22 protein-coding genes are annotated in these 26,793 nt (G+C 70.8%); 14 read left to right on the forward strand and 8 right to left on the reverse strand.

The window, feature by feature from the left end; genetic code table 11:
* Positions 1-50 precede the first annotated feature (50 nt).
* From otsB to IAI59_RS00425, 3 genes are read left to right on the forward strand one after another with little or no spacing between them, the layout of a single operon-like run.
* Positions 51-791: a trehalose-phosphatase gene (gene otsB, locus IAI59_RS00415; protein WP_207417617.1), complete on the forward strand. Its 741-nt coding sequence runs from the start codon at positions 51-53 to the stop codon at positions 789-791.
* The gene (locus IAI59_RS00420) at positions 788-2,581 is read left to right on the forward strand and encodes a glycoside hydrolase family 15 protein (RefSeq protein WP_207417618.1); all 1,794 of its coding nucleotides are present in this window, start codon (positions 788-790) and stop codon (positions 2,579-2,581) included. The genes otsB and IAI59_RS00420 overlap by 4 nt, the downstream gene beginning before the upstream one ends.
* Complete coding sequence (locus IAI59_RS00425; protein ID WP_207417619.1) at positions 2,569-3,990, forward strand: alpha,alpha-trehalose-phosphate synthase (UDP-forming); 1,422 nt, start codon at positions 2,569-2,571, stop codon at positions 3,988-3,990. The genes IAI59_RS00420 and IAI59_RS00425 overlap by 13 nt, the downstream gene beginning before the upstream one ends.
* A 93-nt stretch (positions 3,991-4,083) precedes the next feature.
* Here IAI59_RS00425 and IAI59_RS00430 read toward each other — a convergent pair whose 3' ends face one another.
* The 5 genes from IAI59_RS00430 to IAI59_RS00450 form a co-directional block, all read right to left on the reverse strand.
* The gene (locus IAI59_RS00430) at positions 4,084-5,571 is read right to left on the reverse strand and encodes a serine hydrolase domain-containing protein (protein ID WP_207417621.1); all 1,488 of its coding nucleotides are present in this window, start codon (positions 5,569-5,571) and stop codon (positions 4,084-4,086) included.
* A gap of 67 nt (positions 5,572-5,638) precedes the next feature.
* Complete coding sequence (locus IAI59_RS00435) at positions 5,639-7,234, reverse strand: ABC transporter substrate-binding protein (RefSeq protein ID WP_207417623.1); 1,596 nt, start codon at positions 7,232-7,234, stop codon at positions 5,639-5,641.
* A 234-nt stretch (positions 7,235-7,468) separates the two neighbouring features.
* On the reverse strand, positions 7,469-8,938 hold the full coding sequence (locus tag IAI59_RS00440) for a phospholipase D family protein (RefSeq protein ID WP_207417625.1): 1,470 nt from the start codon (positions 8,936-8,938) through the stop codon (positions 7,469-7,471).
* Entirely contained in the window at positions 8,935-9,684 is a 750-nt protein-coding gene (locus IAI59_RS00445) for an endonuclease/exonuclease/phosphatase family protein (RefSeq protein ID WP_207417627.1), read from the reverse strand. The genes IAI59_RS00440 and IAI59_RS00445 overlap by 4 nt, the downstream gene beginning before the upstream one ends.
* A 351-nt stretch (positions 9,685-10,035) precedes the next feature.
* A complete protein-coding gene (locus IAI59_RS00450; protein WP_207417629.1) occupies positions 10,036-11,640 on the reverse strand; it encodes a phosphoenolpyruvate carboxykinase in 1,605 nt (534 codons plus the stop codon).
* Positions 11,641-12,129: 489 nt separating this feature from the next.
* On the opposite strand from IAI59_RS00450, the gene IAI59_RS00455 reads away from it, so the two are divergent.
* Positions 12,130-12,831: a response regulator transcription factor gene (locus tag IAI59_RS00455; RefSeq protein ID WP_207417633.1), complete on the forward strand. Its 702-nt coding sequence runs from the start codon at positions 12,130-12,132 to the stop codon at positions 12,829-12,831.
* Between the two features lie 7 nt (positions 12,832-12,838).
* Complete coding sequence (locus tag IAI59_RS00460) at positions 12,839-14,524, forward strand: stimulus-sensing domain-containing protein (protein ID WP_207417635.1); 1,686 nt, start codon at positions 12,839-12,841, stop codon at positions 14,522-14,524.
* A 157-nt stretch (positions 14,525-14,681) separates the two neighbouring features.
* On the opposite strand, the gene IAI59_RS00465 is transcribed toward IAI59_RS00460, so the two are convergent.
* Positions 14,682-14,987 (reverse strand): hypothetical protein, encoded by a 306-nt coding sequence (locus IAI59_RS00465; protein ID WP_207417636.1) that lies wholly within the window; start codon positions 14,985-14,987, stop codon positions 14,682-14,684.
* A 216-nt stretch (positions 14,988-15,203) separates the two neighbouring features.
* Between IAI59_RS00465 and coaBC the strand changes: the two genes are divergently transcribed.
* The 3 genes from coaBC (at position 15,204) to IAI59_RS00480 (ending at position 17,101) form a co-directional block, all read left to right on the forward strand.
* Positions 15,204-16,391 (forward strand): bifunctional phosphopantothenoylcysteine decarboxylase/phosphopantothenate--cysteine ligase CoaBC, encoded by a 1,188-nt coding sequence (coaBC, locus tag IAI59_RS00470; protein WP_207417637.1) that lies wholly within the window; start codon positions 15,204-15,206, stop codon positions 16,389-16,391.
* Positions 16,388-16,834, forward strand: coding sequence for a dUTP diphosphatase (gene dut / locus IAI59_RS00475; RefSeq protein WP_207417638.1), 447 nt, complete (start codon positions 16,388-16,390; stop codon positions 16,832-16,834). The genes coaBC and dut overlap by 4 nt, the downstream gene beginning before the upstream one ends.
* 90 nt (positions 16,835-16,924) lie before the next feature.
* Positions 16,925-17,101, forward strand: coding sequence for a YegP family protein (locus tag IAI59_RS00480; protein WP_207417639.1), 177 nt, complete (start codon positions 16,925-16,927; stop codon positions 17,099-17,101).
* On the opposite strand, the gene aroC is transcribed toward IAI59_RS00480, so the two are convergent.
* Complete coding sequence (gene aroC, locus IAI59_RS00485) at positions 17,098-18,204, reverse strand: chorismate synthase (protein WP_207417640.1); 1,107 nt, start codon at positions 18,202-18,204, stop codon at positions 17,098-17,100. The genes IAI59_RS00480 and aroC overlap by 4 nt on opposite strands.
* Before the next feature lie 503 nt (positions 18,205-18,707).
* On the opposite strand from aroC, the gene IAI59_RS00490 reads away from it, so the two are divergent.
* The 5 genes from IAI59_RS00490 to IAI59_RS00510 all read left to right on the forward strand — a co-directional run bounded on the left by IAI59_RS00490 (position 18,708) and on the right by IAI59_RS00510 (position 24,877).
* Positions 18,708-20,465: an extracellular solute-binding protein gene (locus tag IAI59_RS00490; RefSeq protein ID WP_237181164.1), complete on the forward strand. Its 1,758-nt coding sequence runs from the start codon at positions 18,708-18,710 to the stop codon at positions 20,463-20,465.
* Complete coding sequence (locus tag IAI59_RS00495) at positions 20,466-21,557, forward strand: microcin C ABC transporter permease YejB (RefSeq protein WP_207417642.1); 1,092 nt, start codon at positions 20,466-20,468, stop codon at positions 21,555-21,557.
* Positions 21,554-22,600: an ABC transporter permease gene (locus tag IAI59_RS00500; protein ID WP_207417643.1), complete on the forward strand. Its 1,047-nt coding sequence runs from the start codon at positions 21,554-21,556 to the stop codon at positions 22,598-22,600. The genes IAI59_RS00495 and IAI59_RS00500 overlap by 4 nt, the downstream gene beginning before the upstream one ends.
* 229 nt (positions 22,601-22,829) lie before the next feature.
* The gene (locus IAI59_RS00505) at positions 22,830-24,404 is read left to right on the forward strand and encodes an ABC transporter ATP-binding protein (RefSeq protein ID WP_207417644.1); all 1,575 of its coding nucleotides are present in this window, start codon (positions 22,830-22,832) and stop codon (positions 24,402-24,404) included.
* On the forward strand, positions 24,401-24,877 hold the full coding sequence (locus IAI59_RS00510) for a hypothetical protein (protein ID WP_207417645.1): 477 nt from the start codon (positions 24,401-24,403) through the stop codon (positions 24,875-24,877). The genes IAI59_RS00505 and IAI59_RS00510 overlap by 4 nt, the downstream gene beginning before the upstream one ends.
* A 155-nt stretch (positions 24,878-25,032) precedes the next feature.
* On the opposite strand, the gene IAI59_RS00515 is transcribed toward IAI59_RS00510, so the two are convergent.
* Positions 25,033-25,917 carry an aldose 1-epimerase family protein gene (locus IAI59_RS00515; RefSeq protein ID WP_207417646.1) on the reverse strand — a complete coding sequence of 295 codons (885 nt, stop codon included), beginning with the start codon at positions 25,915-25,917 and terminating at the stop codon, positions 25,033-25,035.
* A gap of 103 nt (positions 25,918-26,020) precedes the next feature.
* On the opposite strand from IAI59_RS00515, the gene IAI59_RS00520 reads away from it, so the two are divergent.
* A complete protein-coding gene (locus tag IAI59_RS00520) occupies positions 26,021-26,764 on the forward strand; it encodes a GNAT family N-acetyltransferase (protein ID WP_207417647.1) in 744 nt (247 codons plus the stop codon).
* The last annotated feature ends 29 nt before the right edge of the window (positions 26,765-26,793 follow it).

The raw sequence follows: 26,793 nt of genomic DNA on the forward strand, positions 1-26,793 counted from the left end.
ACCCCCCGAGGGTTTGCGCGGCCCCTGATCCCGGCCATATCGGTCGCACCATGTCGCAGACCCTTTCCCACGCCGACACCCTGCCCCCGCTGCCCGGCCCGGACGCCGCGCTGTTTCTCGACCTCGACGGCACGCTGATCGCCATCGCGCCGCGGCCCGATGCCGTGGTGGTGCCGCCCCACCTGCCGGCGCTGCTGCTGCGGCTGTCGGCCGGGCTGGGCGGGGCGGTGGCCATTGTCACCGGGCGCGGCCTGTCCGTGGCGCAGGCGCTGACGCAGGCCCCGGGCCTCGCCTTCGCCTGCGAGCATGGCGGGGTGATCGAGGCCGCGTCGCTCGGCATTCCGCCGCAGCCGGAGCCCGCCGGGCCGCCGGCGGCCTGGCGCGCCGCGGCGGCGGCCTTCGTGGAAGCCCGGCCGGGCCTGCTGCTGGAAGAAAAGAACTACGGCTTCGTGCTGCATTTCCGCGCCGCGCCGGAACGCGGCGAGGAAGCCACCGCCTTTCTGCGCGACATGGCGGAAGGCAGCGCCTTTCAGGTGATCCCGGCCCATGCGGCGGCCGAACTGCGGCCGAAGGGCAGCGACAAGGGCAGCGCGGTGGACTGGCTGATGCGCCACCCGCCCTTCGCCGGCCGGGTGCCGCTGTTCATTGGCGACGACGTGACGGACGAGGACGGCATGCGCGTGTGCCGCCGCCTGGGCGGCGAGGGCTACCGCGTGCCCGAGCGCTTCCCGGCGGGGCCCGCGGACGTGCTGGCGTGGCTGGAAGCCCTGGCCGCACGGTTGGAGGCGTGAGCCAGCCGCTCGACCTCGCACCCGTCGGCAACGGCATCGTCGCGGCGCTGTTCGACCGCCTGGCCCGCTGTTCCTGGCTGTGCTGGCCGCGCATGGACGGCGACCCGGTGTTCAACGCCCTGCTGGGCGGCACCAGCCCCGAGGGCGGCTTCATGGAATGCGAGCTGCTGGGGCTGCGCTCCTCCGAGCAGCATTACCGGCGCAACACGGCGGTGCTGGAAACCATCCTGGAAGACGAGCGGGGCGCGCGGCTGCGCATCACCGACGCGGCGCCGCGCTTCCGCCGCTTCGGCCGCAACTTCCGCCCGCCCATGCTGGTGCGGCGGATCGAGCCGCTGTCCGGCACGCCGCTGATCCGCCTGCGGGTGCGGCCCACGGGCAACTGGGGGGCGGAAGCGCCGGTCAAGCGCGCCGGCTCCAACCACCTGCGCTTTCTGAGCGAAAGCCTGTCGCTGCGCGTCACCACGGACGCGCCCATCGCCTGCTTGGCGGAGGAGGCGCCGTTCCTGCTGGACCAGCCGGTGTCCATGGTGATCGGGCCGGACGAGACGGTGCCGGACAACACCGACACGCTGGTGCAGGAGTTCATCCGCGAAACCGAAGCCTATTGGAGCGACTGGTCGCGCGGCCTGCACCTGCCCTTCGAATGGCAGGACGAGGTGATCCGCGCCGCCATCACGCTGAAGCTCTGCGCCTTCGAGGAAACCGGCGCCATCATGGCGGCGCTGACCACCTCCATCCCCGAGGCGGCCAACACGGAGCGCAACTGGGACTACCGCTACTGCTGGCTGCGGGACGCCTTCTTCACGGTGCAGGCGCTGAACCGCCTGGGCACCACCCGCACCATGGAAGACTACATCCGCTACGTGACCAACGTGGTGGCGGTCTCGCCCGGGGGCGAGCTGAAGCCCTGCTACCCGCTGGTGCCGTCCCTGCCCATGTCGGAGCGGATCGAGACCTCCCTGCCGGGCTTTCTGGGCATGGGGCCCGTGCGCGTCGGCAACGAAGCGGCGGAGCAGGTGCAGAACGACGTCTACGGCTCGGTCATCATGGCGGCGGCGCAGATGTTCTTTGACCGCCGCCTGCCGCGCCCGGCGGGCGAGCCGCTGTTCCGCCTGCTGGAGCAGCTGGGCGAGCGGGCCGAGGCGCTGGCGCTGCAGCCCGATGCCGGCATCTGGGAATATCGCGGGCGCGAGCGCATCCACACCTTCTCGGCCGCCATGTGCTGGGCGGGGCTGGCGCGGCTGGCCGGCATCGCCCGCCACCTGGGGCTGGCGGCCGAGGCCGAGCGATGGGCCGGCTCCGCCCGCGCGTTGCACGCCACCATCTGCGAGCGCGCCTTCAGGGCGGACATCAACAGCTTCACGGAAAGCTTCGAGTCCGACGGCATGGACGCGGCGCTGCTGCTGCTGCCCGAGATCGGCTTTCTGGCGGCCACCGACCCGCGCTTCCTGGGCACGCTGGACCGGGTGAAGGCGCGGCTGCTGCATGACGGTTTCGTGTACCGCTATGATATGGCCGACGATTTCGGCAAGCCGGAAACCGCATTCCTTGTTTGTTCGTTCTGGTACGTGGACGCGCTCGCGGCCGCCGGCCGGACGGAAGAAGCGCGCACGATGTTCGGGAGCATCCTCTCGTGCCGCAATCACCTGGGCCTGCTGGCCGAGGATCTGGATCCGAGGCGGAACCAGCTCTGGGGGAACTTCCCGCAGACCTATTCCCACGTTGGCCTGATCCTTTCGGCGATGCGTTTGAGTCGTTCTTGGGAGCATGGTCTGTGGGGAGGTTGATCGTCGTCTCGAACCGCGTGGCGCTGCCGCGGCGCGGGGAGCCCACGGCCGGCGGGCTGGCCGTGGCGCTGAAGGACGTGCTGAAGAGCAACGGCGGCCTGTGGTTCGGCTGGAGCGGCGAAACCACCAAGACGCCTACCAGCGGCGAGATCAAGGCGCTGCGCTACCAGGGCATCGACTACGCCACGATCGACCTGAACGAGACCGACTACAAAGGCTTCTACGCCGGCTATTCCAACAACATCCTGTGGCCGCTGTTTCACTTCCGGCTCGGCCTGCTGGAATACGACCGCAGGCAGTCCGAGGCCTATCGCCGCGTCAACCGCGACTTCGCCAAGGCGCTGCTGCCGCTGTTGGGGCCGGACGACGTCATCTGGATCCATGACTACCAGTTGATCCCGCTCGGCGCCGAGCTGCGCGCGCTGGGCGCGCGGCAGAAGATCGGCTTCTTTCTGCACATCCCCTTTCCGCCCTGGGCCGTGTTTTCCGCGCTGCCGGGGGCCGAGGTGCTGATGCGCGACCTGCTGGCCTACGACCTCGTGGGCGTGCAAACGCACCGCGACCTGGGCGGCATGGTGAACTGCTTCCAGGACGGGCTCGGCCTGTCGCCGGACGAGGATGGCGGCATCCGCACCAGCATCGCGGGCACGGAGCGGCGCACGCAGCTGTCGGCGCATGCCATCGGCATCGACACGCGCGGCTTCGCCAACACGGCGCGCAAGGCCATCAACGGGCCGGACGCGGTGCGCATGAAAGCCAGCATGGGCGAGCGCAAGCTGATCGTCGGCGCCGAGCGGCTGGACTACACCAAGGGCCTGCCGCACCGCATGCGCGGCTTCGGCGCGCTGCTGGACAACTTTCCGCAGCATCTCAACCAGGTCACCTACCTGCAGGTCGCCGCGCGCAGCCGCAACGAGGTGGCGAGCTACCGCGACCTGCGGCGGGAACTGGACCAGCTCGCCGGGCGCATCAACGGCGACCACGGGCTGTTTGACTGGACGCCCATGCGCTACGTCGCCCGCGCCGTGGCGCGCGACACGCTGGCCGGCTTCTACCGCATGGCCGATGTCGGGCTGGTGACGCCGCTGCGCGACGGCATGAACCTGGTGGCCAAGGAATACGTCGCCGCCCAGGACCCGGAAAACCCCGGCGTGCTGGTGCTGTCCTCCTTCGCCGGCGCGGCGGAGGCCATGGACGGCGCCCTGCTGGTCAACCCGCTGGACCCCGAGGCGATGGCGGAGCAGCTGGACCGCGCGCTGACCATGCCGCTGGCCGAGCGCAAAAGCCGCTGGTCGTCCATGATGCAGGGGCTGGAGGAACAGACCGCCGAACGCTGGGCGGAGGACTTCCTGGCGGAGCTGAACGAGCAGGCGGCGGCCCGGGAGCCGTCCCTGGCGGCGCGGAACTGAAGGCTGGGGGAAAGAATCCCCCCAGGCCCCGCGACCGTTCCAGGCCGCCAGAATGAAGAAGAGGTCCGGGGCATTCCTTCCCCGGCCTTTTTCTTATCCGCGCGCGAACTCCAGCACCCGGCTGCGGTGCGAGCACAGCCGCACCCGGTCCCCCGCGAAGCGCAGCGAGAACTGCTTGGCCCAGGGACCGTCTTCCGCCGTGGCCAGCAGCACCCCTTCCCCCAGCCGGCGCAGCGTGGCCTGGCCGCGTGCCGGGCCCGTGCCCATGGCCAGCTTGTCGCCCGAGATGGTGAAGGCGGCATGGTGCCGGCGCTGCACCCAGGGGCCGGACAGCGCGTCATCCACCGCGCCGGGCGCAACGGGCGTGAAGCGGCGGGCGACATGGCCGACCTCGCCCTCGATGCCATCGGCCGTGGCGCGCAGGCGCATGGGGTTGTGGGCGGAAAGCGAGACGGCCCAGCCGTTGTCTTGGTAAAGGGACTCGCCGGCGCCCAGGAAGCTGGCGGTGTTGTTCGAGACGTCCAGCCAGTGGCCGGTGCCCGGCTCGGCGTAAAGGCCCCCGGGCAGCGTGGCGGCGGGCGGCAGGGGCTGGCCGCACAGGGCCGCCATGACGCGCAGCGCCAGGGTGTAGGAGGCCACGTCCTCGCGGTTGGCCACCAGCACGACGCCGAGCCCGGCGTCCGGCGCCAGCAGCAGATAGGTCTTGTAGCCGGCATGCGAACCGCCGTGGCCGACCAGCGCCAGCCCGCCCAGCCGGCCCTTGGCGAGGCCGAGGCCGTAGGCGGTGGGCCGGCCGTCCGCCAGAAAGCGCGGCGCGGCCTGGGCAGCCAGCAGCCCGGCGGCGGGGCCGCTGTCGGCCAGGATGGCCTGCCCCCAGCGGGCCAGGGCGCGGGCGCTGCCGGTCAGGCTGCCGGAGGCCGAGAGATGCAGGCCAGCGGTGCCGAGCTGCCAGCCCCGCGCGTTGCGCCAGTAGCCGGGCACCAGCCCGGGCACCGGGTCGAACCAGGTTTCCGGCGCCTGCCAGCCGAAGCCGAGCGAACCGGCGAAATCCGCGAAGAGGTGGCCCTGGCGGGCCAGCGCGGCCTCCACCAGCCGGTAGCCGGTGTTGGAATAGGAGATCTCGGTGCCGGGGGCGAAGTTCAGCGCGCCGTCGGCGGCCAGGAAGTCGAGGATCGGGCCCGGCTCGGTGGCGGTGTGCACGGACAGGCCGAGCAATGCCAGGGATTCGCGCACGTCCGGCAGACCGCCGGTCATGTCCAGCGCGCGGGCCACGGTGACATCCGCCATGGGGCCGCGCAGCTCCGGCAGGTGGCGGCCCAGCGGCGCGTCCAGCCCCACCGCGCCGGCGTGCCGCCGCTGCATCGCCGCCAGCACGTGCTTGGTGACGGAAGCGTAGCGCACCACGCTGTCGGCGCTGAAGCCCGCGCCGGTGGACAGGCTTTCCAGCCCGGCCGCCTGCTCCACCGGCATGGCATTGGCATCAAAGGCCAGAATGGCGCCGCCGGGCGCGCCGCCCTCGGCCCAGGGAGCCACCAGCGCGGCGGCGGCGGCGGAGGCGGCGGACCAGTCGGGCATCGTCATGACGGCTCCTGCGTCGGAAAATCACGCGTGGCTTCCGGGGAGGGGCGGCGCCCCTCCCGCGGCGGGATCAGGCCTTGCGCACACTGTCATAGGTGTTGGCGTCCGACAGCGTGCCCAGCCGCACTCCGGTCACGCCCTTGCGGCAGGCGGCGGTGTTGGTCGTCTGCAGCATGAACACGAAGGGCGAGCGCTCCATGCTGTCGCGCTGCAGCGCCTCGTACATGGCCAGCCGCTTGGCGGCGTCCGGCTCGTGCAGCGCGGCTTCCGTGCGCGCGGCGATGTCCTGGTCCTGCCAGGAGTTGCGCCATGCGAGGGTGCGGTTGCGCGCGTCCGGGCCGTTGTCGGGGTTGATGCCGAAGGCCTCGGCGTTGCTGTTGGGGTCGAAGTAGTCGGCGCCCCAGGCGGTCAGCGCGGCCTCGTGCTGGCGGGCGCGGGTCTTGGTCAGCACCTGGCGGTTCTCGCCCGGCAGCAGGCGCAGGCGGATGCCGATCTCGGCCAGGTTGGCCTGCAGCGCCTGGGCGATGTCCGGGTAGGGCTGCGCGGAGTAGTGGTCCATCACCAGCTCGAAGCCGTCCGGCAGGCCGGCCTGGGCCAGCAGGGCCTTGGCCTTGGCCACGTCCTTGCGGAAGGGCGTGTCCGTCACCGCGGCGGGAAAGCCGGCGGGCAGGAAGGACTGGTGCACCGTGTGCGTCAGCTGCGCGATGTTGCCCTGGATGCCCTGATAGTCCACTGCCCACTTGATGGCCTGCCGCACCTCGGGCTTGGCCAGGTTGGGATGGGCGACGTTGAGCTGGATCAGCATCAGCGAGGCGGCGGCCTTGCGGACCAGCGTGAAGCCGGCGTCGTCCTGCAGGGCGCGGAGCTGCTCGGTGGTCAGGTTGCGGGCGATGTCGGCATCGCCCTGGCGCAGCAGCAGCAACTGGGCGGAAGGGTCCACCACGTGGCGCAGGATGATGCGGCGGATGGGCCCGCGCTTGGCCTGCGCGGCGCTGGGCTCCAGGATGGCGCTCTCGCTCGGCTTCCAGGAACGCAGCACCCAGGCGCCGGAGCCGGCCGAGTTCTGCTTCAGCCAGTTGTTGCCCAGGTCGTCGCCGCTGGCATGCTGCATCACCGTCTTCTTGTCGACGATGCTGCCGACATTGGCGGACAGGCAATACAGCACGAAGGCGGGCGATGCGGTGCCGTCCAGTGCCACCGTCAGGGTGTGCGGGTCCGTGGCGCGGATGCGCTCCTCCACGTTGTCGCGGGTGAAGCCGAACTGGTTGATGATAAAGGCCGGCGACTTGTTGAGCTTCACCGCGCGCGCCAGCGAGAAGGCCGCGTCCTCCGCCGTCACCGGCGTGCCGGAGGCGAAGACGGCGTCCTGCCGCAGCTTGAAGGTGATCAGCTTGCGGTCGTCCGAAACGGTCCAGGATTCCGCCAGGTCGCCGCGCAGGATCTCGGGCTTCTCCGGGTCCGGGCGCAGCAGCTTCTGGTAGATGTTGGTGCTGATCTCGGCCGCCGTCACCTCGAAGCTTTCCTGCGGGTCCAGGCTGGTGACGTTGTCCAGCTGCTGGGCGACCACCAGGATGGTCTTGGGCGTTTCGGCGAAAGCGGCGGTCAGCGCGTCATAGCTGAACAGCGACGCGGCGGAGGCGGCGGCGAGAAAAGCGCGGCGATGCATGGGGGGTGGTCCTTCGGCAGATCCGGCGGACCATAAGCCCGGCGGCGGAGCGGCAAAAGAGCAAGGCCGGGGGAAAAAATTCCCCCGGACCCCCATCTTCCTTTTGTGTTTTTTCCGGGTCCGGCCGTGGCCACCGTTTGCCGGAAAGCGGAACCGGCGCCGCACGTGAAACAGCGAGCAGATCAGAAAAAAGAAGGGGGCCTGGGGGAATTCATTCCCCCGGCCTTTTCTTGCTCAGAGCTGCGCCTCCACCGGCAGCCATTCCACCACGCGCGCCAGCATCCGCCGCCCCAGCGGCGCTTCCGGCTCATGCGGGGTGGTGGTCTCGTCGTCCGTCCACAGCATCTTCCGGCCTTTCAGCCAGACGCGGTAGCTGCGGTCGGGCTCGGTCAGCCGGCGGTGCTCGGCGTCGATGTGGCCAACCAGCCCGGCATGGCGCACAAAGGCGCCCATCTCGGTGTTCAGCCGGGCGCTGCGCGGGTCCAGGTTGAAGGAGCCGACAAAAGCGTGCTCGCCATCCACCGCGAAGGCCTTGGTGTGCAGGCTGGCGCCCTTGGAGCCGAACACGCCGCCCGAGCGCTTCACCGTCCGCTTCAATTCGAACAGCGTGACGCCGAGCTGCAGCAGGCGCGGGCGGTAGCGGGCGTAGCCGGCATGCACCGCCACCACGTCCGTCGCCGCCAGGGAATTGGTGACCACCGTCACCTTGACGCCGCGCCGCACCAGCGTCTCGAACATCGCCATGCCGGCCTCGCCCGGCACGAAGTAGGGGGACACGACCAGCGCCTCGCGCTGCGCGTCCAGCAGCGCCTCGGCGAGCGCCTCGCCCATGCAGCCGTCGATGCCGCGGCCCTGCGCCTTGGCCGGCGGGTCGGCCAGCACGCGCACCGCGCCGTCGGCGGCCAGGAACGCCATGTCTTCCAGCGAGTCGCGGCTGTTCCGCAGCTCCTGCAGGTAAGGCACGGCCTGCTGGTCGGTGGGTGCCTGCTCCAGCACGGCGCGGACGCGGGCCAGGGCCTCGTCGCTCAGGTCGCGCCCGGCGCGGAAGCGCGACACGGGGCAGGCCAGGCTGCTGGCCCAGTAGCCGTCGAACACGGCCTGCGCCTGGGACGCGGCCTCGCCGATGATGATGAGGTCGAGGTCGCGGAAGTTGAAATCGCCGGCGGCGTCGAAATACGCGTCCGAGATGTTGCGGCCGCCGACGATGGCCAGCTCGCCATCCGCCACCCAGCACTTGTTGTGCATGCGGTGGTTCAGGTGCCAGCCGCCCAGCGCGAATTCCACCGCCAGCCCCACCTGGCCCAGAAAGCGGAAGCGCCGGGCGTTGAACAGCCGCACCTCCACGTTGCGGTGGGCATGCAGCGTGGCCAGCAGCGCGTCGCCGGACAGGGCGTAGCTGTCGTCCAGCAACAGCCGCACACGCACCCCGCGGTCGGCGGCGGCCAGCGCCTCGCGCGCCAGCAGGCGGCCGGTCACGTCCTCCATCCAGGTGTAGTACATCAGGTCCAGCGTGCGGCCGGCGGCGCGGGCGGAAGCCGCACGGGCCATAAAGGCCGACAGCCCCAGCGGCACCAGCGCGATGCCGCTGCGCACCCCCTGCCCCGCCCGCGCCAGGCCCTGGCGCACCAGGCGCTGCGTGGCCGTGCCGTGCCACAACTCGGCCGGCGTGGCCGCCGCCTCCTCGGGGGGAAAGGCCAGGCTCATGCGGCGGCCTGCCGCGCCTCGTCTGGCTGCGCCGCGGCGGCGGACAGCGTCAGGCGGCCTTTCAGGGGCAAGTGGTCGGACGCCACGCGCGCCAGCGGCGTGTCATGCGCCTGCACGCCGGCCAGGATGCCGCGCGGCCAGCCCAGGATGCGGTCCAGCGCCAGCACCGGCAGGCGCGACGGAAAGGAGGCCGGGCCCAGCGCCAGGTTGCCGAACAGCGGCTCCAGCAACCGCAGGGAGGAGCGGCGTCCCGGGCGCCATTCGTTGAGGTCGCCCATCATAATGGTGGGCATCTCGGGGCCGCGGCGGATGGCTTCCAGGATGGCGGCGCCCTGGCGCATGCGGCAGCGGCGCAACAGGCCGAAATGGGCGGCCACCACCCGCAGCGGCCCGGCCGGCAAGGACAGCTCCGCAACCACGGCGCCGCGCGGCTCGGCGCCCGGCAGGTCGATGCATTCCACCCGGCTCAGCGTGGCATGGCGCACCAGCAGGGCATTGCCGTGCCAGCCATGTCCGTCCGGCAGGCGCGACAGGGGCAGCAGGTTCAGCCCGTGCTCGCGCAGCGTCGCGGTGTCCAACAGCCCGACGCGGCGGCCGAAGCGCTTGTCGGCTTCCTGCACGGCCACGATGTCGGCCCGCATCTCGCCGATCACGTGCGCGATCCGGTGGGGGTCGAACCGCCGGTCGATGCCGACGCATTTGTGCACGTTGTAGGAAGCGACGGTCAGAGAATGCGGATGGGTCATGCGATAGCGGGCGCTGCGGCCTCCCTGGGATCGGTCCGCAGCATCTCGGGCGCTGCGGGCCAGGGTTCAACCCGTGAGGGGGGGTGTTGGCTGCGGCGGGGCGGGAAGGTCGGGGGAAAGAATTCCCCCGACCCCCCATCTTTTTCCGGTTTGTCTGCCGGAATGGCCGCCGGGGCCGCGCGCTTCGGGCCTCCGCCACAGTCCGGGCGCCACGGCCGGTCGGGTGACCGGGAAACAGGCAGAAAGAAAGGAAGGGGTCCGGGGAACTCCTTCCCCCGCCTTCTCCGATGCTGCGGACACAAAAAAGGCCGGGGGATCGCTCCCCCGGCCTGATCACGAGCCGCGCGAAGCTTACGCGGCGCTCTTCAGGGCCGCGGCCTTCACCTCGGCGCTGGCGCCGCTGGCGAAGGTCTCGAAGTTCTTCTCGAACAGCGACACCAGGTGGCGGGCGGTCTTGTCGTAGTTGTCCTTGTCCGCCCAGCTGTTGCGCGGGTTCAGCACCTCGGTCGGCACGCCCGGCACGGCCTTGGGGATGGCCAGGCCGAAGAACGGGTCGGTTTCGAACTCGGCATTGGCCAGGCTGCCGTCCAGCGCCGCACGCAGCAGGGCGCGGGTGTGCTTGATCGACATGCGGTGGCCGGTGCCGTAGCTGCCGCCGGTCCAGCCGGTGTTGACCAGCCACACCTGGGCGCCGTGCTTGCCGATCAGCTCGGCCAGCATCTTGCCGTAGACCTCGGGGTGGCGCGGCAGGAAGGGGGCGCCGAAGCAGGTGGAGAAGGTCGCCTGCGGCTCCTTGCCCAGGCCCTTCTCGGTGCCCGCCACCTTGGCGGTGTAGCCGGACAGGAAGTGGTACATCGCCTGCGCCGAGGTCAGCTTGCTGATCGGCGGCAGCACGCCGAAGGCATCGGCCGTCAGCATCACCACGTTCTTGGGCAGGCCGGCCATGCCGCCGGGCGCGGTGCCGGGGATGAACTCGATCGGGTAGCAGGAGCGGGTGTTCTCGGTCAGGCTGCCGTCTTCGAGGTCGAGGTTGCCGCGCTCGTCGGCCACCACGTTCTCCAGCACGGCGCCGAAGCGGTGCGAGGCGTTCCAGATCTGCGGCTCGGCTTCCTGGCTGAGCTTGATGACCTTGGCGTAGCAGCCGCCCTCGAAGTTGAAGACGCCCTTGTCCGACCAGCCGTGCTCGTCGTCGCCGATCAGCGCGCGCTCGGGGTCGGAGGACAGGGTGGTCTTGCCGGTGCCGGACAGGCCGAAGAACAGCGCCGTGTCACCCGCCTTGCCCACGTTGGCCGAGCAATGCATCGGCAGCACGCCCTGCGCCGGCAGCAGCCAGTTCATGACGGTGAAGATGCTCTTCTTGATCTCACCGGCGTAGGAGGTGCCGGCGATGGCGATGATCTTCTTGGCGAAGGACAGCGCGATCAGCGTGGAGGAGTTCGCGCGGCCGCCGTGCTCGGGCTTCGCGTCCATCTCGGGCGCGTGCAGGATGGTGTAGTCCGGCTGGAAGCCGGCCAGCTCCTCGACGGGCGGGCGGATGAACATGTTGCGGGCGAACAGCGCGTGCCACGCGTTCGGCGTCACCAGCCGCACCTTGATGCGGTAGGCGGGGTCGGCGCCGGCATACAGGTCCTGGGTGAACAGCACGTCCCGCTGGCCCAGCCACTGGCGGACATCGGCGGTGAAGCGCTCGAACTTCTCGGGCGCCAGCTTCTGGTTGACCTTGCCCCACCAGATCTCGTTGGTCGCCTCGGGGTCGTCCGCCACGAATTTGTCGGCCACCGAGCGGCCGGTGTGCTGGCCGGTCACGCCGATAAAGGCACCGTCGGCGGACAGCCGGCCTTCCTTGCGGCTCAGCGCCTGCGCGGTCAGGCCGGCGGCGGTGAGGTTGGCGAGCACTTCGCCGGAAGCGGAAACGCCGGTGCCCGACAGCAGGGCGGCGGTGTTGGAAGCGGTCATAAGGCGGAACTCTCCGTCAGGCGCTTATCCTCCGGCGCGGGGCGCGCGGGGCAGTAGCCACAGGGTTGAGCCCGCTCCATCTCTCACCTGGACGGGTTCGGCGCGGACGCTAACGGTTCGTCCATGGCTGCGTCAATGTAAGTGTTGTGGTCATATTGTACGATGACTTTCATACGATGAAACACGGCGGCCGACCGGCAGGCCGCGGAAGAAATGCCCCCAACCTCATCTTCTTTCTGACTTATTTCTGCTTTTCGGAGAGGCGCGGGGGTAACTTGCGGCAGCCGCGGCCGCGCGAATCCGCCGGCCCGGCCCCGGGGCACGACCGCGCCGGCCGCGAAAGCGCGGGGAGGCCGAAAAAAGAAGGTCACCGGAAAATTCTTTCCCCGACCTTTTCCGCCCTCGCCCGTTAGGCGATACGCCCGGCCCGCCTTGCGCCACAATCGGCCGCTAGACCCGTCGCCGGAAGACCAATTCGGGAGTTCGCCCATGCCCGCCACCATCGCGCTCGTCGACGACGACCGGAACATCCTCACCTCCGTGTCCATGACGCTGGAAGCGGAAGGCTTCCAGGTGCGCACCTACACCGATGGCGAAAGCGCGTTGCAGGGGCTGCTGGCGCGGCCGGTCGACCTCGCGGTGCTGGACATCAAGATGCCGCGCATGGATGGCATGGAGCTGCTGCAGAAGCTGCGCCAGCGCTCCTCCCTGCCGGTGATCTTCCTGACCAGCAAGGACGAGGAGCTGGACCAGCTCATGGGCCTGCGGCTCGGCGCCGATGACTACATCACCAAGCCGTTTTCCCAGCGCCTGCTGCTGGAGCGCATCCGCGCCCTGCTGCGCCGCAACGAGGCCGGCCGCGCCGAGGGGTCGGGCGCCCCGCCCACCGGCGTCATCTCACGCGGCGACCTGGTGCTGGACGAGACCAAGCACACCTGCACCTGGAAGGGCGAGCAGGTGCAGCTGACGGTCACCGAGTTCCTGCTGGTCAAGGCGCTGGCCCAGCGCCCCGGCATGGTCAAGAACCGCGACCAGCTGATCGACAGCGCCTATGGCGAGAACATCTATGTCGACGACCGCACCATCGACAGCCACGTCAAGCGCGTGCGCAAGAAGTTCCGCCAGGTGGACGACGACTTCAACATGATCGAGACGCTCTACGGCATCGGCTACCGCTACAAGGAAGCCTGACCTCCCCATGCCCGACGCCAGCGGTCCCGTCGTGCTGCCACCGCTCCGCGTGACGCGGGAGCGCAAACGCGTGTCGCCGCTGCTGCGGCGCATCCTGCTGGTCAACATGGTGGCACCGGCGTTGCTGGCGGCCTCGCTGCTGTATCTCGACCAGTACCAGACCGGGCTGCTGGCCGCCGAGGTGGAAAGCCTGCGCACCCAGGCGCGCATCTATGCCGCCGGCATCGCGGAAGCCGCCGTACGGCTGCAGGACGACCGCGCCGTGCTGGTGCCCGACACCGCGCGCCCGCTGCTGCGCCGGCTGGTGGAACCCTCGGCCAACACGCAGGCCAAGCTGTTCGACACCTCCGGCCTGCTGGTGGCCGACAGCCGGGTGCGCGAGGGCCAGGGCGGCGCCATCGTCACCGAGCCGCTGACGCCGCCGGAGCAGCGCGGGCTGGTGGCCGGCGGCGTCGGCCGCTTCTACGACCGGCTGCTGACCATCCTGCCCCGCTCGCTGTTCGGCGCCCGGCGCGGCGACGACATCTACGTGGACGTGCAGCCCGACGCGCCGTCCTTCGACTGGCAGCCCGAGCTGGGGCCGGACCGGCGGGAAGAGCTGCGCATCGCGCTGGAAGGCGGGGTGCGCCCGTATATCCGCCGCACGCGGGAAGGCCGGCTGCTGGTTTCGGTGGCCGAGCCCGCGCGGCGCGGCAGCCAAAGCGTCGGCATCGTGCTGCTGACGCGGGAAGCCAGGCAGGTGGACCAGCGGCTGCTGGAAATCCGCACCTCCGTGCTGGGGCTGTTCATCCTGGCGCTGCTGATGACGGTGGCGACCTCGCTGTACCTGTCGCGCACCATCGCCTCGCCCATCCTGGCGCTGGCCGGCGCCGCGGCGGCCATGCGGCAGGGCAAGGGCCGCGCCGGCTCCGTGCCCCCCGCCCTGCTGGCGCGCTCGGACGAGATCGGCGTGCTGGCGCGCGACCTGCAGTCCTCGGCCACCGCCTTGTGGGCGCGCATCGACCAGAACGAGCGTTTCGCGGCGGACGTGGCGCATGAGCTGCGCAACCCGCTGACCAGCGTGCGCTCGGCGCTGGAAACCCTGCTGCGCGTGGAAAAGCCCGACCAGCAGAAGCGCCTGCTGTCCATCATCGCGCAGGACGCGGTGCGGATGGACCGGCTGATCGGCGACATTTCGGACAGTTCGCGCGTCGATGCCGAGTTGTCGCGCACCGTGTCGGAGCCTGTGGACGTGGCGCCCATCCTGTCCGCGCTGGTGGAGCTGCACAACACCACCCGCGACGAGGACGAGGACCCGGTGATGGAGCTGGACGCCGCCCCCGTGCCGCTGGTGGTGCGCGGCGTGGAAGGCCGGCTGGTGCAGGTGTTCCGCAACCTGTTGGGCAACGCGGTGTCCTTTTCGCCGCCGCTCGGCACCGTGTGGCTGCGCGCGCGGCAAACCGGGGCGATGATGGAGTTCACCGTCGAGGACCAGGGCCCCGGCATCCCCGAAGCCAAGCTGGAAGGCATCTTCGACCGCTTCTACACCGAGCGCCCCACCGCCGAGCAGTTCGGCCAGCATTCCGGCCTGGGCCTGTCGATCAGCCGGCAGATCGTGGAAGGCCTCGGCGGGCGCATCAGCGCGGAGAACCGGCGGGACGAAGGCGGCAAGGTGGTGGGCGCGCGCTTCGTGGTGCGGCTGCCCGTCGGCTGACAAGGCGCACCGGCGTTTCTCCGGCACGGACAGAAAGACGATGGAGGGTCCGGGGAAATTCTTTTTCCCGGCCCTGTCTGCCCCCAAAAGAAAAGAGCCGGCCCTGAAACAGGACCGGCTCTTCATCATCGGCTGTGCGAGGGGGATCGCGGAGGGATCAGCCGTTGGGCTCGGGGTAGGCGTTCTGGGTCGGCTGGTAGGCGATCTTGCCGGACTCGCCGGTGCCGACGGCCGTGGGCAGCCAGCCGCGCTGGGCGGGAGCGCCCTGGGCGTGCAGGTAGCGGGCGCTTTCGCCGCTACCGATCACGGTCACGGGCCCACCGCCCAGGATGTTGCCACCGTCGTTGGAGTAATCGACGGCGAAGTTCTCGCCGGTGCCAAGCACCCGCAGCGGCTCCTGCGCCATGGCGGCACCAGAAAGGCCGGTCACGAGCAGGGCGGAAAGAATAACCTTGCGAAGCATTTTGGATTGTCCTTGATAGTCAAGGGCGGCAACTCTGTCGCTCTTCTTGAGGCGCTAGATGCGCCGCCGGCGGCACCGTTTCCAATCGCACCGGACAATGCCGGGTATTCGCGCGGCGAATGACGTTTCCATGACACGTTCGCGAGAGTCCCCTTGCAGCCACGTTCTGGCTTGCCGCGCATTTCCGCGCGGTCCGATCCGCGCTAGCCTGCAGCCATGCAGGGCAAGCGCGTTCTTCTGATCGTTTCCGGCAGCGTTTCGGCCTTCAAGGCGCTGGAGCTGACCCGGCTGCTGAAGCGCGCCGGCGCGCGGGTGACCCCGGTGCTGACCGCCGGCGGCGCGCGCTTCGTCACGCCGCACGCGCTGCAGGCCATTGCCGGCGAGGCGGTGCACGAGGACCTGTGGTCGCTGAGCGGCGAGGCGGATGTCGGCCACATCCGGCTGGCGCGGCTGCCCGACCTGGTGGTGGTTGCCCCGGCCTCGGCCGACTTCCTGGCCAAGATGGCGCAGGGCCGCGCGGACGACCTGGCCACCACGCTGCTGCTGGCCACCGACAAGCCCGTGCTGGTGGCGCCGGCCATGAACTGGGCCATGTGGGCGCATTCCGCGACGCGCGCCAACATGGCCGTGCTGGCCGCGCGCGGCGTGCGGGTGATCGGCCCCAACGAGGGCGCCATGGCGGAGGCGGAAACCGGCCCCGGCCGCCTGGCGGAACCGGCCGAGATGTTCGCGGCCATCGCGCGGCTGCTGGACGGGCCGCGGCCGCTGGCCGGGCGGCACGTGCTGGTGACCTCCGGCCCGACGCACGAGCCGATCGACCCGGTGCGCTTTATCGCCAACCGCTCCAGCGGCCGGCAGGGCCATGCCATCGCGGGCGCGCTGGCGGCGCTGGGCGCGCGGGTGACGCTGGTGTCCGGCCCCGTGGCGGTGCCGGACCCGGCTGGCGTGGCCGTGGTGCGGGTGGAAACGGCGAGGCAGATGCTGGTGGCCTGCGAGGCCGCCTTGCCGGCGGATGCGGCGGTCTGCGCCGCCGCCGTGGCCGACTGGCGCACGGCGCGCGAGGCCGGGCAGAAGATGAAGAAGGTGCCGGGCGAGGCGCCGCCGCCGCTGGAGCTGGCCTTGAACCCGGACATCCTGGCGCTGCTGTCGGCGCATGCGGCGCGCCCGCCGCTGGTGGTGGGCTTCGCGGCCGAAACGGAGAACGTGGTGGAGAACGCGGTGGCCAAGCGCGCGCGCAAGGGCTGCGACTGGATCGTGGCCAACGACGTGTCGGGCGACGTGATGGGCGGCGCGGAGAACGCGGTGCACCTGGTGTCCGCCGCGGGCGTCGAGGACTGGCCCCGCATGCCCAAGGAACAGGTGGCCGCCCGGCTGGCGGCCCGCGTGGCGGAGCACTTCGCATGAGCCCTGTTATCGCCGTCCGGCGCCTGCCGCATGCCGAGGGCCTGCCCCTGCCCGCCTATGCCACCCCCGGCGCCGCCGGCTTCGACCTGCTGGCGGCGGTACTTGAGCCGCTGGTGATCCCGCCCGGTGGCCGCGCGCTGGTGCCGACCGGGCTGCAGATGGCGTTGCCCGAGGGCTACGAGCTGCAGATCCGCCCGCGCTCCGGCCTCGCGCTCAAGCACGGCATCACCCTGCCCAACAGCCCCGGCACCATCGACGAGGATTACCGGGGCGAGGTGGGGGTGATCGTGCTCAACACCGGAACCGCGCCCTTCACGGTGGAGCGCGGCGCGCGCATCGCGCAGGGCGTGCTGGCGCCCGTGGTGCGCGGCGGCTGGGCGGAGGTGGACACGCTGCCTGAGACGGCGCGCGGCGGCGGCGGGTTCGGCTCCACCGGCGGCTGACGGGCCGGTCGTTCCGCTCGCGCATTCTCGACTGCGCTTCCGGCGCGGCGCGTGGCAGCATGGCCACGCTTCAGCAAGGGGGAGGCCGCCATGTACTTCACGATCTTCCAGCGGGCGGACGGCCAGTGGCAATGGAACCTCAAGGCCGCCAACCATGAGATCATCGCCCAGGGCGAAAGCTACAAGAACAAGTCCGACTGCCTGAACTGCATCAGCCTGGTGCGGGCGGCGGATGACGCCACCCCCATCAAGGAACGCGCCGCCTAGTTGCGCGGCAGCCGGGCCACCGTGGGGGCGTCCGGGTTCTGCGCCCGGTGGCGCAGCAGGTGGTCGGCCAGCACGCAGCTCAGCATCGCCTCGCCCACCGGCACGGCGCGCAGGCCGACGCAGGGGTCGTGGCGGCCGCGGGTCAGCACGTCCGCGTCCTCGCCCTGGCGGTTGACGGACTGGCGCGGCGTCAGGATGGACGAGGTGGGCTTGACCACGAAGCGCGCCACCACCGGCTGGCCGGTGGAAATGCCGCCCAGGATGCCGCCCGCGTGGTTGGACAGGAACTCCACCGTGCCATCCGCGCGCATGCGCATCTGGTCGGCGTTCTCCTCGCCCGTCAGGGCGGCGCTGGCGAAGCCGTCGCCGATCTCGACCGCCTTGACGGCGTTGATGCCCATCAAGGCGCCGGCGATCTCGGCGTCCAGCTTGGCGTAGAGGGGCGCGCCCAGGCCTGCGGGCACGCCCTCGGCCACCACCTCGATCACGGCGCCCAGGCTGCTGCCGGCCTTGCGGGCGGCGGACAGCATCTCCTCCCACCGCAGAACGGCGGCGGGGTCCGGGCAGAAGAAGGGGTTGCGCTCCACCTCCGCCCAGTCGAAGGCCGCGCGGTCGATGCGGTCGGCGCCCATCTGCACCAAGGCGCCGCGCACCCGCACCCCGCCGCCCAGCACCCTGGCCGCGATGGCGCCGGCCGCCACGCGGATGGCCGTCTCGCGCGCGCTGGAACGCCCGCCGCCGCGGTAGTCCCGCACCCCGTATTTCAGGTGGTAGGCGAGGTCGGCGTGGCCGGGGCGGAAGGTCTGGGCGATGTCGCCGTAGTCGCGCGAGCGCTGGTCCTGGTTGTCGATCACGAAGGCGATGGGCGTGCCGGTGGTCAGGCCCTCGAACACACCGGACAGGATGCGCACCTGGTCCGGCTCCTGCCGCTGGGTCACGTATTTGGACTGGCCGGGGCGGCGGCGGTCCAGCGCGGGCTGGATGTCGGCCTCGGACAGCTGCAGGCCCGGCGGGCAGCCATCGACCACGCCGCCGATCGCCGGCCCGTGGCTTTCGCCCCAGGAGGTGACGCGGAACAGATGGCCGAAGCTGTTGTGGGACATGGAACTCCGCCGGACAGAAGCTGGAACTGGGGACAGGCTTATGCGCGATGCGGGGCGGGGGGGCCAGAGGCGGGGGGTGGTTCGGGGCTCGTGGCCCTTGAGGGGGCGCTGCCCCCTCAAACTCCCCTGGCAGGGGATTGAATCCCCTGCACCCCCGGCTGTTTCAGCGCCTGGATACCACGGTTTTCCTTTTTTAAGTTTTATAACAGTAATTTATGGTCCTTGAGGCCATCGAATAAACGGGGGTCCAGGGGATTTAATCCCCTGGCGGGGAGAGTGTGAGAGGGGCGGAGCCCCTTTCACGAACCGCAGGTGTCCCCGTCCCGGCACAAGCGGTTACGCGCGGATGGTTGTCCTCCGGCGCCGGAAGCCACATCCTGTGGCCCATGCGCCGACGCCATCTCCTTGCTTCCGGTCTTTTTCTCGCCAGCGGCGCCGCCCGGGCCCAGGCCCCGGCGGCCCCTGCCGCAGCCGCACCGCCGCCCGCCGGCGAGGCGCGCAGCGTGCACGCCCTGTCCTTGCTGGGGGAGCCGGGGCTGCCGGCGGACTTCCCGCACTGGCCCTGGGTGAACCCGTCCGCGCCCAAGGGGGGCGAGCTGGTGCGCCCGGCGGTGGGCAGCTTCGACAGCCTCAACCCCTACATCCTGCGCGGCACCCAGGCGGCCGGGCTGCTGCAGGTCTTCGACACGCTGCTGGCGTCCAGCCTGGACGAGGCGAGCACGGAATACGCCCACCTCGCATCCGGCATCGAGCTGCCGGCGGACCGGCGCGGCATCACCTTCCTGATCCATGAGCGCGCCCGCTGGCATGACGGCAAGCCCGTCACGGCGGCGGACGCGGCCTGGACCTTCAACACGCTGCGCGAAAAGGGCCACCCCTTCTACCGCGCCTATTGGGGGGACGTGACGGAGGTGGTGGCGGAGGATGCGCGCCGCCTGACCTTCCGCTTCAAGGACGACAAGAACCGCGAGCTGGGGCTGATCCTGGGCCAGATGCCGGTGCTGCCGCAGCATGCCTGGGAAGGGCGGGACTTCGCGCAGCCCTCGCTGGATCTGCCGCTGGGCTCCGGCCCCTACAAGGTGGAGCGGATCGAGGCGGGGCGCAGCATCACCTATCGCCGCGTGGCCGACTACTGGGGGCGTGACCTGCCGACCGTGAAGGGCACCGCCAACTTCGACACCATCCGCTTCGAGTATTTCCGCGACACCGCCGTGCTGTTCGAGGCCTTCAAGGCCGGGCAGGTGGATGTGCGGCAGGAGAACATCGCCCGCCTTTGGGCCACCGGCTACGACTTCCCCGCCTTCCGCCAGGGCCAGGTGAAGCGGCAGGAGATCCCGAACGAGGTGCCCACCGGCATGCAGGGCTTCGCCATGAACCTGCGCCGCCCGATGTTCCAGGACCGCCGGGTGCGCGAGGCGCTGGGGCTGATGTTCGACTTCGAGTGGATGAACGCCAACCTGTTCTACGGCAGCTACAAGCGCACCACCTCCTACTTCTCCAATTCCGAGCTGGCGTCCTCCGGCCTGCCGTCGGAAGGCGAGCTGCTGATCCTGTCCGCCTTCCGTGGCCGGGTGCCGGAGGAGCTGTTCACCAGCGAATACCGCGTGCCCGTCTCGGACGGCTCCAACACCAACCGCGAGGCGGCGCGCCGTGCGCTGGCGCTGCTCCAGGCCGCCGGCTGGACGGTGCGCGACCGCAAGCTGGTCAACGCGCAGAACCAGCCCTTCGCCTTTGAGATGCTGCTGAGCGACGCGACCTACGAGCGCATCGCCCTGCCCTACGTGCAGTCGCTCGCCCGGCTGGGCATCGAGGCGCGGGTGCGCACGGTGGACCCGGCGCAGTACCAGAAGCGGATGGACGAGTTCGACTATGACATGACGGTGGCGCTGTTCCCGCAAAGCCTGTCCCCCGGCAACGAGCAGCGCGACTTCTTTTCCAGCGACAAGGCCAGGGAGCCGGGCAGCCGCAACGTCATCGGCATCAGCGACCCGGTGGTGGACGCGCTGGTGGAGCTCGTGATCGCGGCACCCGACCGGCAGGCGCTGATCGACCGCTGCCGGGCGCTGGACCGCGTGCTGCTGTGGGGCTTCTACGTGGTGCCGCAATGGCACCTCAGCGCCTTCCGCATCGCGTGGTGGGACAAGTTCGGCAAGCCTGAGCGCAACCCGCGCTACGCGCTGGACCTGGCGAGCTGGTGGGTGGAGCCCGCCCGGGAACGCGCCCTGCCGCCCAAGCCCGCCGCCCCGGCTGCCACGCCGTAAGTGGGAGCCTATCTTCTTCGCCGGCTGGCGCTGCTGGTGCCGACGCTGTTCGGCATCATCCTGATCAACTTCGCGATCGTGCAGTTCGCACCCGGCGGGCCGGTGGAGCAGATGCTGGCCGAGCTGCGCGGCCAGGGTGCCACGCTCGGCCGGCTGACTGGCGAGGGCGGCGGCGAGGCGCGCACCGCCCCCGGCGGCGGCGGCGAGAGCAGCGCCTATCGCGGCGCGCGCGGGCTGGACCCGGCGGTGGTGGCGGAGATCGAGCGCACCTTCGGCTTCGACAAGCCCGCCCATGTCCGTTTCTTCGAGATGATGAAGGGCTACCTCACCTTCGACTTCGGACGCAGCCTGTTCCAGGGCCGCCCCGTGATCGACCTGTTGCGCGAGAAGCTGCCGGTTTCCATCAGCCTCGGCCTGTGGTCCACGCTGCTGATCTACCTCGTTTCCATTCCGCTCGGCATCATGAAGGCGGTGCGGGACGGCACGCGCTTCGACTTCTGGACCTCGGCCGCCGTGCTGGTGGGCTACGCCATCCCGGGCTTCCTGTTCGCTATCCTGCTGGTGGTTCTGTTCGCCGGCGGGTCGTTCCTGCAGGTCTTTCCGCTGCGCGGCCTGCTCAGCTCGGGCGCCGAGGCCTGGCCCTTCTGGCAGCGCGCGGCGGACTACGCCTGGCACATGGTGCTGCCCATCACCGCGCTGGTGATCGGCGGCTTCGCCAGCCTCACCATGCTGACCAAGAACAGCTTCATGGACGAGATCGGCAAGCAGTACGTCCTGTCGGCCCGCGCCAAGGGCGCCGGCGAGAACCGCGTGCTCTACGGCCACGTGTTCCGCAACGCCATGCTGCTGATCATCGCGGGCTTTCCCGCCGCCTTTATCGGCATCCTGTTCACCGGCGCGCTGCTGGTGGAGATCGTCTTCTCGCTGGACGGCCTCGGGCTGCTGGGCTTCGAGAGTGCCATCCGCCGCGACTACCCGGTGATGTTCGGCACGCTCTACCTGTTCACCCTGCTCGGCCTCGTGATGCAGATCGTGGGCGATGTCACCTACACCCTGATCGACCCGCGCATCGACTTCGAGGCCCGCCGGTGAGTTCGAGACCGGGGAGCCCGATCCTGCGCCGCCGCCTCGCCAACTTCCGCGCCAACCGCCGCGGCTGGATCTCGCTGTGGCTGTTCCTGCTGCTGTTCGTGCTGACGCTGGGGGCCGAGTTCGTCGCCAACGACCGCCCCATCCTGGCGCGCGTGGACGGCCGCTGGTTCGTCCCCGCCCTGGTGGACTACGCCGAAAGCGACGTCATCCCGGACGGCTTTCCCACCACCGCCATGTGGCGCGACCCCGAGCTGCGCGCGGCCGTGGAGGAACGCGGCTGGGCCGTGTGGCCCGCCGTGCCCTACCGCTTCGACACCATCATCCGCGACCTCGGCCAGCCCGCGCCCTCGCCCCCCTCCTGGCGCAACCCGCTGGGCACCGACGACCAGTCGCGCGACGTGCTGGCGCGCATCATCTGGGGCTTCCGCATCTCGGTGCTGTTCGGCTTCGCGCTGACCATCGCCAGCTCCGTCATCGGCATCCTGGCGGGCGCGGTGCAGGGCTACTACGGCGGCTGGACCGACCTGTCCTTCCAGCGCTTCATCGAGATCTGGTCGGGCATGCCGCAGTTGTTCCTGCTGATCATCCTGGCCTCCATCATCGAGCCCGGATTCTGGACGCTGCTGGCCTTCCTGCTGCTGTTTTCCTGGATGCCGCTGACCGGCGTGGTGCGCGCCGAGTTCCTGCGCGGCCGCAACCTGGACTACGTGCGCGCTGCCCGCGCGCTCGGCGTGTCCGATTCCCGCCTGATGCTGCGCCACATCCTGCCCAACGCCATGGTCGCCACCCTCACCTTCCTGCCCTTCCTGCTGTCGGGCTCCGTCACCGTGCTGGCGTCGCTCGACTTCCTGGGCTTCGGCCTGCCGCCCGGCTCCGCCTCGCTCGGCGAGCTGGTGAACCAGGGCAAGAACAACCTGCAGGCGCCGTGGCTGGCGCTCACCGCCTTCGCCGTGCTGGGCGGCGTGCTGGTGCTGCTGATCTTCATCGGCGAGGCGGTGCGGGATGCCTTCGACCCGCGCAAGCAGCCGGGGGGTGGGCGGTGATGGCGGGCGTGGCAGGAAGGTCGGGGAAGGAATTCCCCGAGCCCCTTCTTTTTTCTGATTCCTTTTCGGTCGTTCGGGTGAGGCGGTCGCGCCGTCCGATCAAGGCTTGCCATCCGGGTGCGACGCCGAAACGGCCGCTCCCGCACACAAACCAGAAAAAAGAAGGGGTTTCGGGGGAATTCATTCCCCTGACCTTTTCCCCCGCCCCCACCAGGACTGTTCCCGCCTGATGCTGCTGGACGTTCAGAACCTTTCCGTCGCCTTTCGCGGCCAGACGGTCGTGCGCGACGTGTCCTTCTCCGTCGCGCCGGGGCAGACGGTCGCGCTGGTGGGCGAATCCGGCTCCGGCAAATCCGTCACAGCACTCTCCTGCCTGAAGCTGCTGGGGCCGGGGGGCGGGAACCCGGCCGGGCGCATCGTGCTGGATGGCGTGGAGGTGCTGAACGCGCCGGCGGCGGAGTTGCAGCGGCTGCGCGGCGGCGTGGCGGGCATGGTGTTCCAGGAGCCGATGACCTCGCTGAACCCGCTGCACAGCATCGGCCGGCAGGTGGCCGAGGCGGTGACGCTGCACCGGCCGCTGCGCGGGGCCGCCTTGCGCGCGCGGGTGATCGCGCTGCTGGAGCGCGCCGGGCTGCCGGAGCCGGCGAAGCGGCTGGACGCCTTTCCCCACCAGCTTTCGGGCGGGCAGAGGCAGCGGGTGATGATCGCCGCCGCGCTGGCCAACGACCCCAAGCTGCTGATCGCGGACGAGCCGACCACGGCGCTGGACGTGACCATCCAGGCGCAGATCCTGGAGCTGCTGGACGGGCTGAAGCGCCAGTTGAACATGGCGATGCTGCTGATCACCCACGACCTCTCGATCGTGCGGCGGCATGCCGACCATGTGGTGGTGATGCGCCACGGCGCGGTGGTGGAACAGGGGCCGGCCGCCGAGGTGCTGGGCAACCCGCAGCACGACTACACGAAGATGCTGCTGGCCACCGAGCCGCGCGGGCGGCCGGCGCCGGTGGCGCCCGGCGCGCCGGTGCTGCTGGAGGCGGAGGACATCAAGGTGCACTTCCCCATCCGCCGCGGGCTGCTGCGCCGCCAGGTGGGCGAGGTGCGGGCGGTGGACGGCGTGTCCTTCGCGCTGCGCGAGGGCGAAACGCTGGGGCTGGTGGGCGAAAGCGGCTCGGGCAAGACGACGCTGGGGCTGAGCGTGCTGCAGTTGGAGCGCGGCGAGGGTTCGGTGCGCTTCGAGGGGCGGCCGATCCAGGGGCTGAGCCGCGCCGGGCTGCGGCCGCTGCGGGCGCGCATGCAGGTGGTGTTCCAGGACCCCTACGGCTCGCTGTCGCCGCGCATGAGCGTGGGCGAGATCGTGGCCGAGGGGCTGGCGGTGCACGAGCCGGGCCTGAACCGGGCGCAGCGCGAGGCGCGTGTCAACGCGGTGCTGCAGGAGGTGGGGCTCGACCCCGCCACGGCGCACCGCTACCCGCATGAATTCAGCGGCGGGCAGCGCCAGCGCGTGGCCATCGCCCGCGCGCTGGTGCTGGAGCCGCGTCTGCTGGTGCTGGACGAGCCGACCAGCGCGCTGGATGTTTCGGTGCAGGCGCAGGTGGTGGAGCTGCTGCGCGGTTTGCAGGCGCGGCGCCGCCTGGCCTATCTGTTCATCAGCCATGACCTGCGGGTGGTGCGCGCCATGGCGCACCGGATCATGGTGTTGAAGGGGGGCAAGGTGGTGGAAAGCGGCGATGCCGAGGCGGTGCTGCGCGCCCCGCGCGAGGCCTATACCCAGGCGCTGATGCGCGCGGCCTTCGACCTGTGACGGAGCTGGACGCGCTGCGGCGGCTGATCGCGGAGGACGCGGTGCAGCTGGGCGTGCATATCCGCAAGATGAACACCCCCGGCTCCCCGGTGTATCGCCAGGGCGAGAATGTGTGGCCGCTCAGCGCCCTGCTGGTGGCCAGCCTGCTAGGCATCTGGCTGATCCACTTCTACGTGGGCGCGGCCATCCTGCTGGTCGGCACGGTGGCCTGGGCCATGAAGGTGCAGCCGCGCATCAAGGCCGGGGTGTTCGAGCGCAGCGCCGCGCTGGCCCTGGAGAACGAGGCCAACTTCGACGCGCTCTGGGCCAAGGACGCGCTGACGCTCTACGCCAAGTTTCCCGACGGCACGGAACGCGCCGCCGCCCGCAAGCACGACTGGCGCGCCTTTGTGCGCGAGTTCCCGGGCAGCGGGTTTCCGGAAAGCGGCAGCCCCGTCTCGCCCGGTGCCGGCGTCAGCAAGGCGGAGACCTGAGGCAGCGAAAAGGTCAGGGGAACGGATTTCCCCTGAATCCCTTGTTTCGCTGTTCTCTTTGCCGTCGCCGCCGAACTCACGGCCACCGCCTTCCGGTGTGTTTGCGGACAGCAGAACAGGAAAAAAGGCCCAGGGAATTCTTTCCCCGACCTGCCCTACGCCCCCACCGTCACGCGCCAGGTGAATTCGCGGCTTTCCCCCGCCCGCAGCAGCAGCAGGCCCGGCTTGTCGGCGAAGTCTCCGTCCCAGTCCACCGGGCTCGCCATGCCGAACCAGGGCTCGATGCACAGAAACGGCGCGCCGCCGGGCGGCGACCAGACGCCGAGGTCCTTGTAGCCGTCCCAGGACACGGTCAGCACGCGGGCGGGCACGCCGTCCTCGCCGGGTGCCACGAAGCGGACGCTGCGGCTGCTGACATCGGGCATGACCAGCGCGTGCTCGGCGAACAGCGCGGGGGACAGCGGCAGCACCCGGCCATCGAAGGGCAGCGGGCCGGGGGCGGCCATCAGCCCGTCCCGCACCGCCAGCGCCGGGCCGGATTCGGCGGCGGCGAATTCCAGCAGGTGGGCTTCCTGCGCCACCCCGGCGGCCAGCGGCCAGCGAAAGGCGGGGTGGGCGCCGACGGCGCAGGGCAGCACGGCCCCGCCCGGGTTGCCGACGCGGGTGGTGACAGACAGCGTCGCGTCCTGCACGGAAAAGATCTGCTCCAGCACGAAGGGAAACGGGAACAGGGCGCGCGTCGCCTCGCTGTCGCGCAGGCGCAGCGCGGCGCGGGTGGCGGTCCGCTCGGTCCATTCAAAGCGGCTGTCGCGCGCGAAGCCGTGCTGGGTCAGGCGGTGCGTTTGCCCGGCGTGGCGCAGCGTGTCGTTGGCCAGGCGGCCGACGATGGGAAACAGCACGGGGGCGTGGCGCGGCCATTCCGGGCCGGCCTGCCACAGCAATTCCTCGCCATCGGCGTCGCGGAGGCTGTTCAGCTCGGCCCCCTGCGCGGCGATGCTGGCGCTGACGCCGGCCGTGTGGATGCGGTGCTGCTCGTCCATCGCGTGGGCCTCCGGTGTTTCGCCCGGTTGTGCCCGACGCCCGGCCTTGCGGCAACGCGAAGCCGGCGCTTTCCTGCCGCCCGCCCTTTGTTGAGTTGCCCCGATGACCGACCCCCTGGTGGTTCTGCTCGAACGCGCGTCCCACACCGCCGTGCCGGCGCCGCGCACGGCCTTTGACGGCCCGTTCCTGCAGCGCGCGTTTCTGGGCGGCACCGGCCGCGCCAATGCCGCGAGCTCGCTGAGCGCGGCGCCCGACCCGGAGCTGGACGCGCGGCTGGCGCGGATCGCGGCGCGTTACCGGCGTCTGGGCCTGCCGGCGCGCTTCCGCTCCACGCCGCTGGACCCGCCGGGCATGGCCGAGGCACTGCTGGCGCGCGGCTTCGCGCCGGACGGCGAATCGCTGGTGATGCAGGGGCCGATCCGCGACGCCGCGCCCGACCCGGAGGTGGCCGCATTGCCGGCGCCGGACGAGGACTGGCTGTCCGTGCTTGGCACCGTGGACTACCAGACGCCGGCGCGGCGGCAGGAAAAGGAGCAGGCCGCGGCGATGATGGCGGTGCCGGCGGCCTGGCTGCTGCTGCGGCTGGACGGACGGCCGGCGGCCACCGCGCAGGTGGTGGCGGATGGTGCGCTGGCGGGGTTGTTCGACGTGGCGGTGCATCCCGCGTTCCGGCGCCAGGGGCTGGCGCGGCGGATGCTGCGGGCGGGGCTGGACTGGGCGGCGCGGCAGGGGGCGGAGCGCGCCTGGCTGCAGGTGTCCGCCGGCAATGCGCCGGCGGTGGCCTTGTATGAAGGAATGGGGCTGCGGGAAGCGTACCGGTACCGGTATTACCTGCCGCACGGCTAGCAGGCGGGGGGGGGCGTGGCCCCCCCGTG

It is taken from the genome of Roseomonas haemaphysalidis (assembly GCF_017355405.1).
Taxonomy (GTDB): Bacteria; Pseudomonadota; Alphaproteobacteria; order Acetobacterales; family Acetobacteraceae; genus Pseudoroseomonas; species Pseudoroseomonas haemaphysalidis.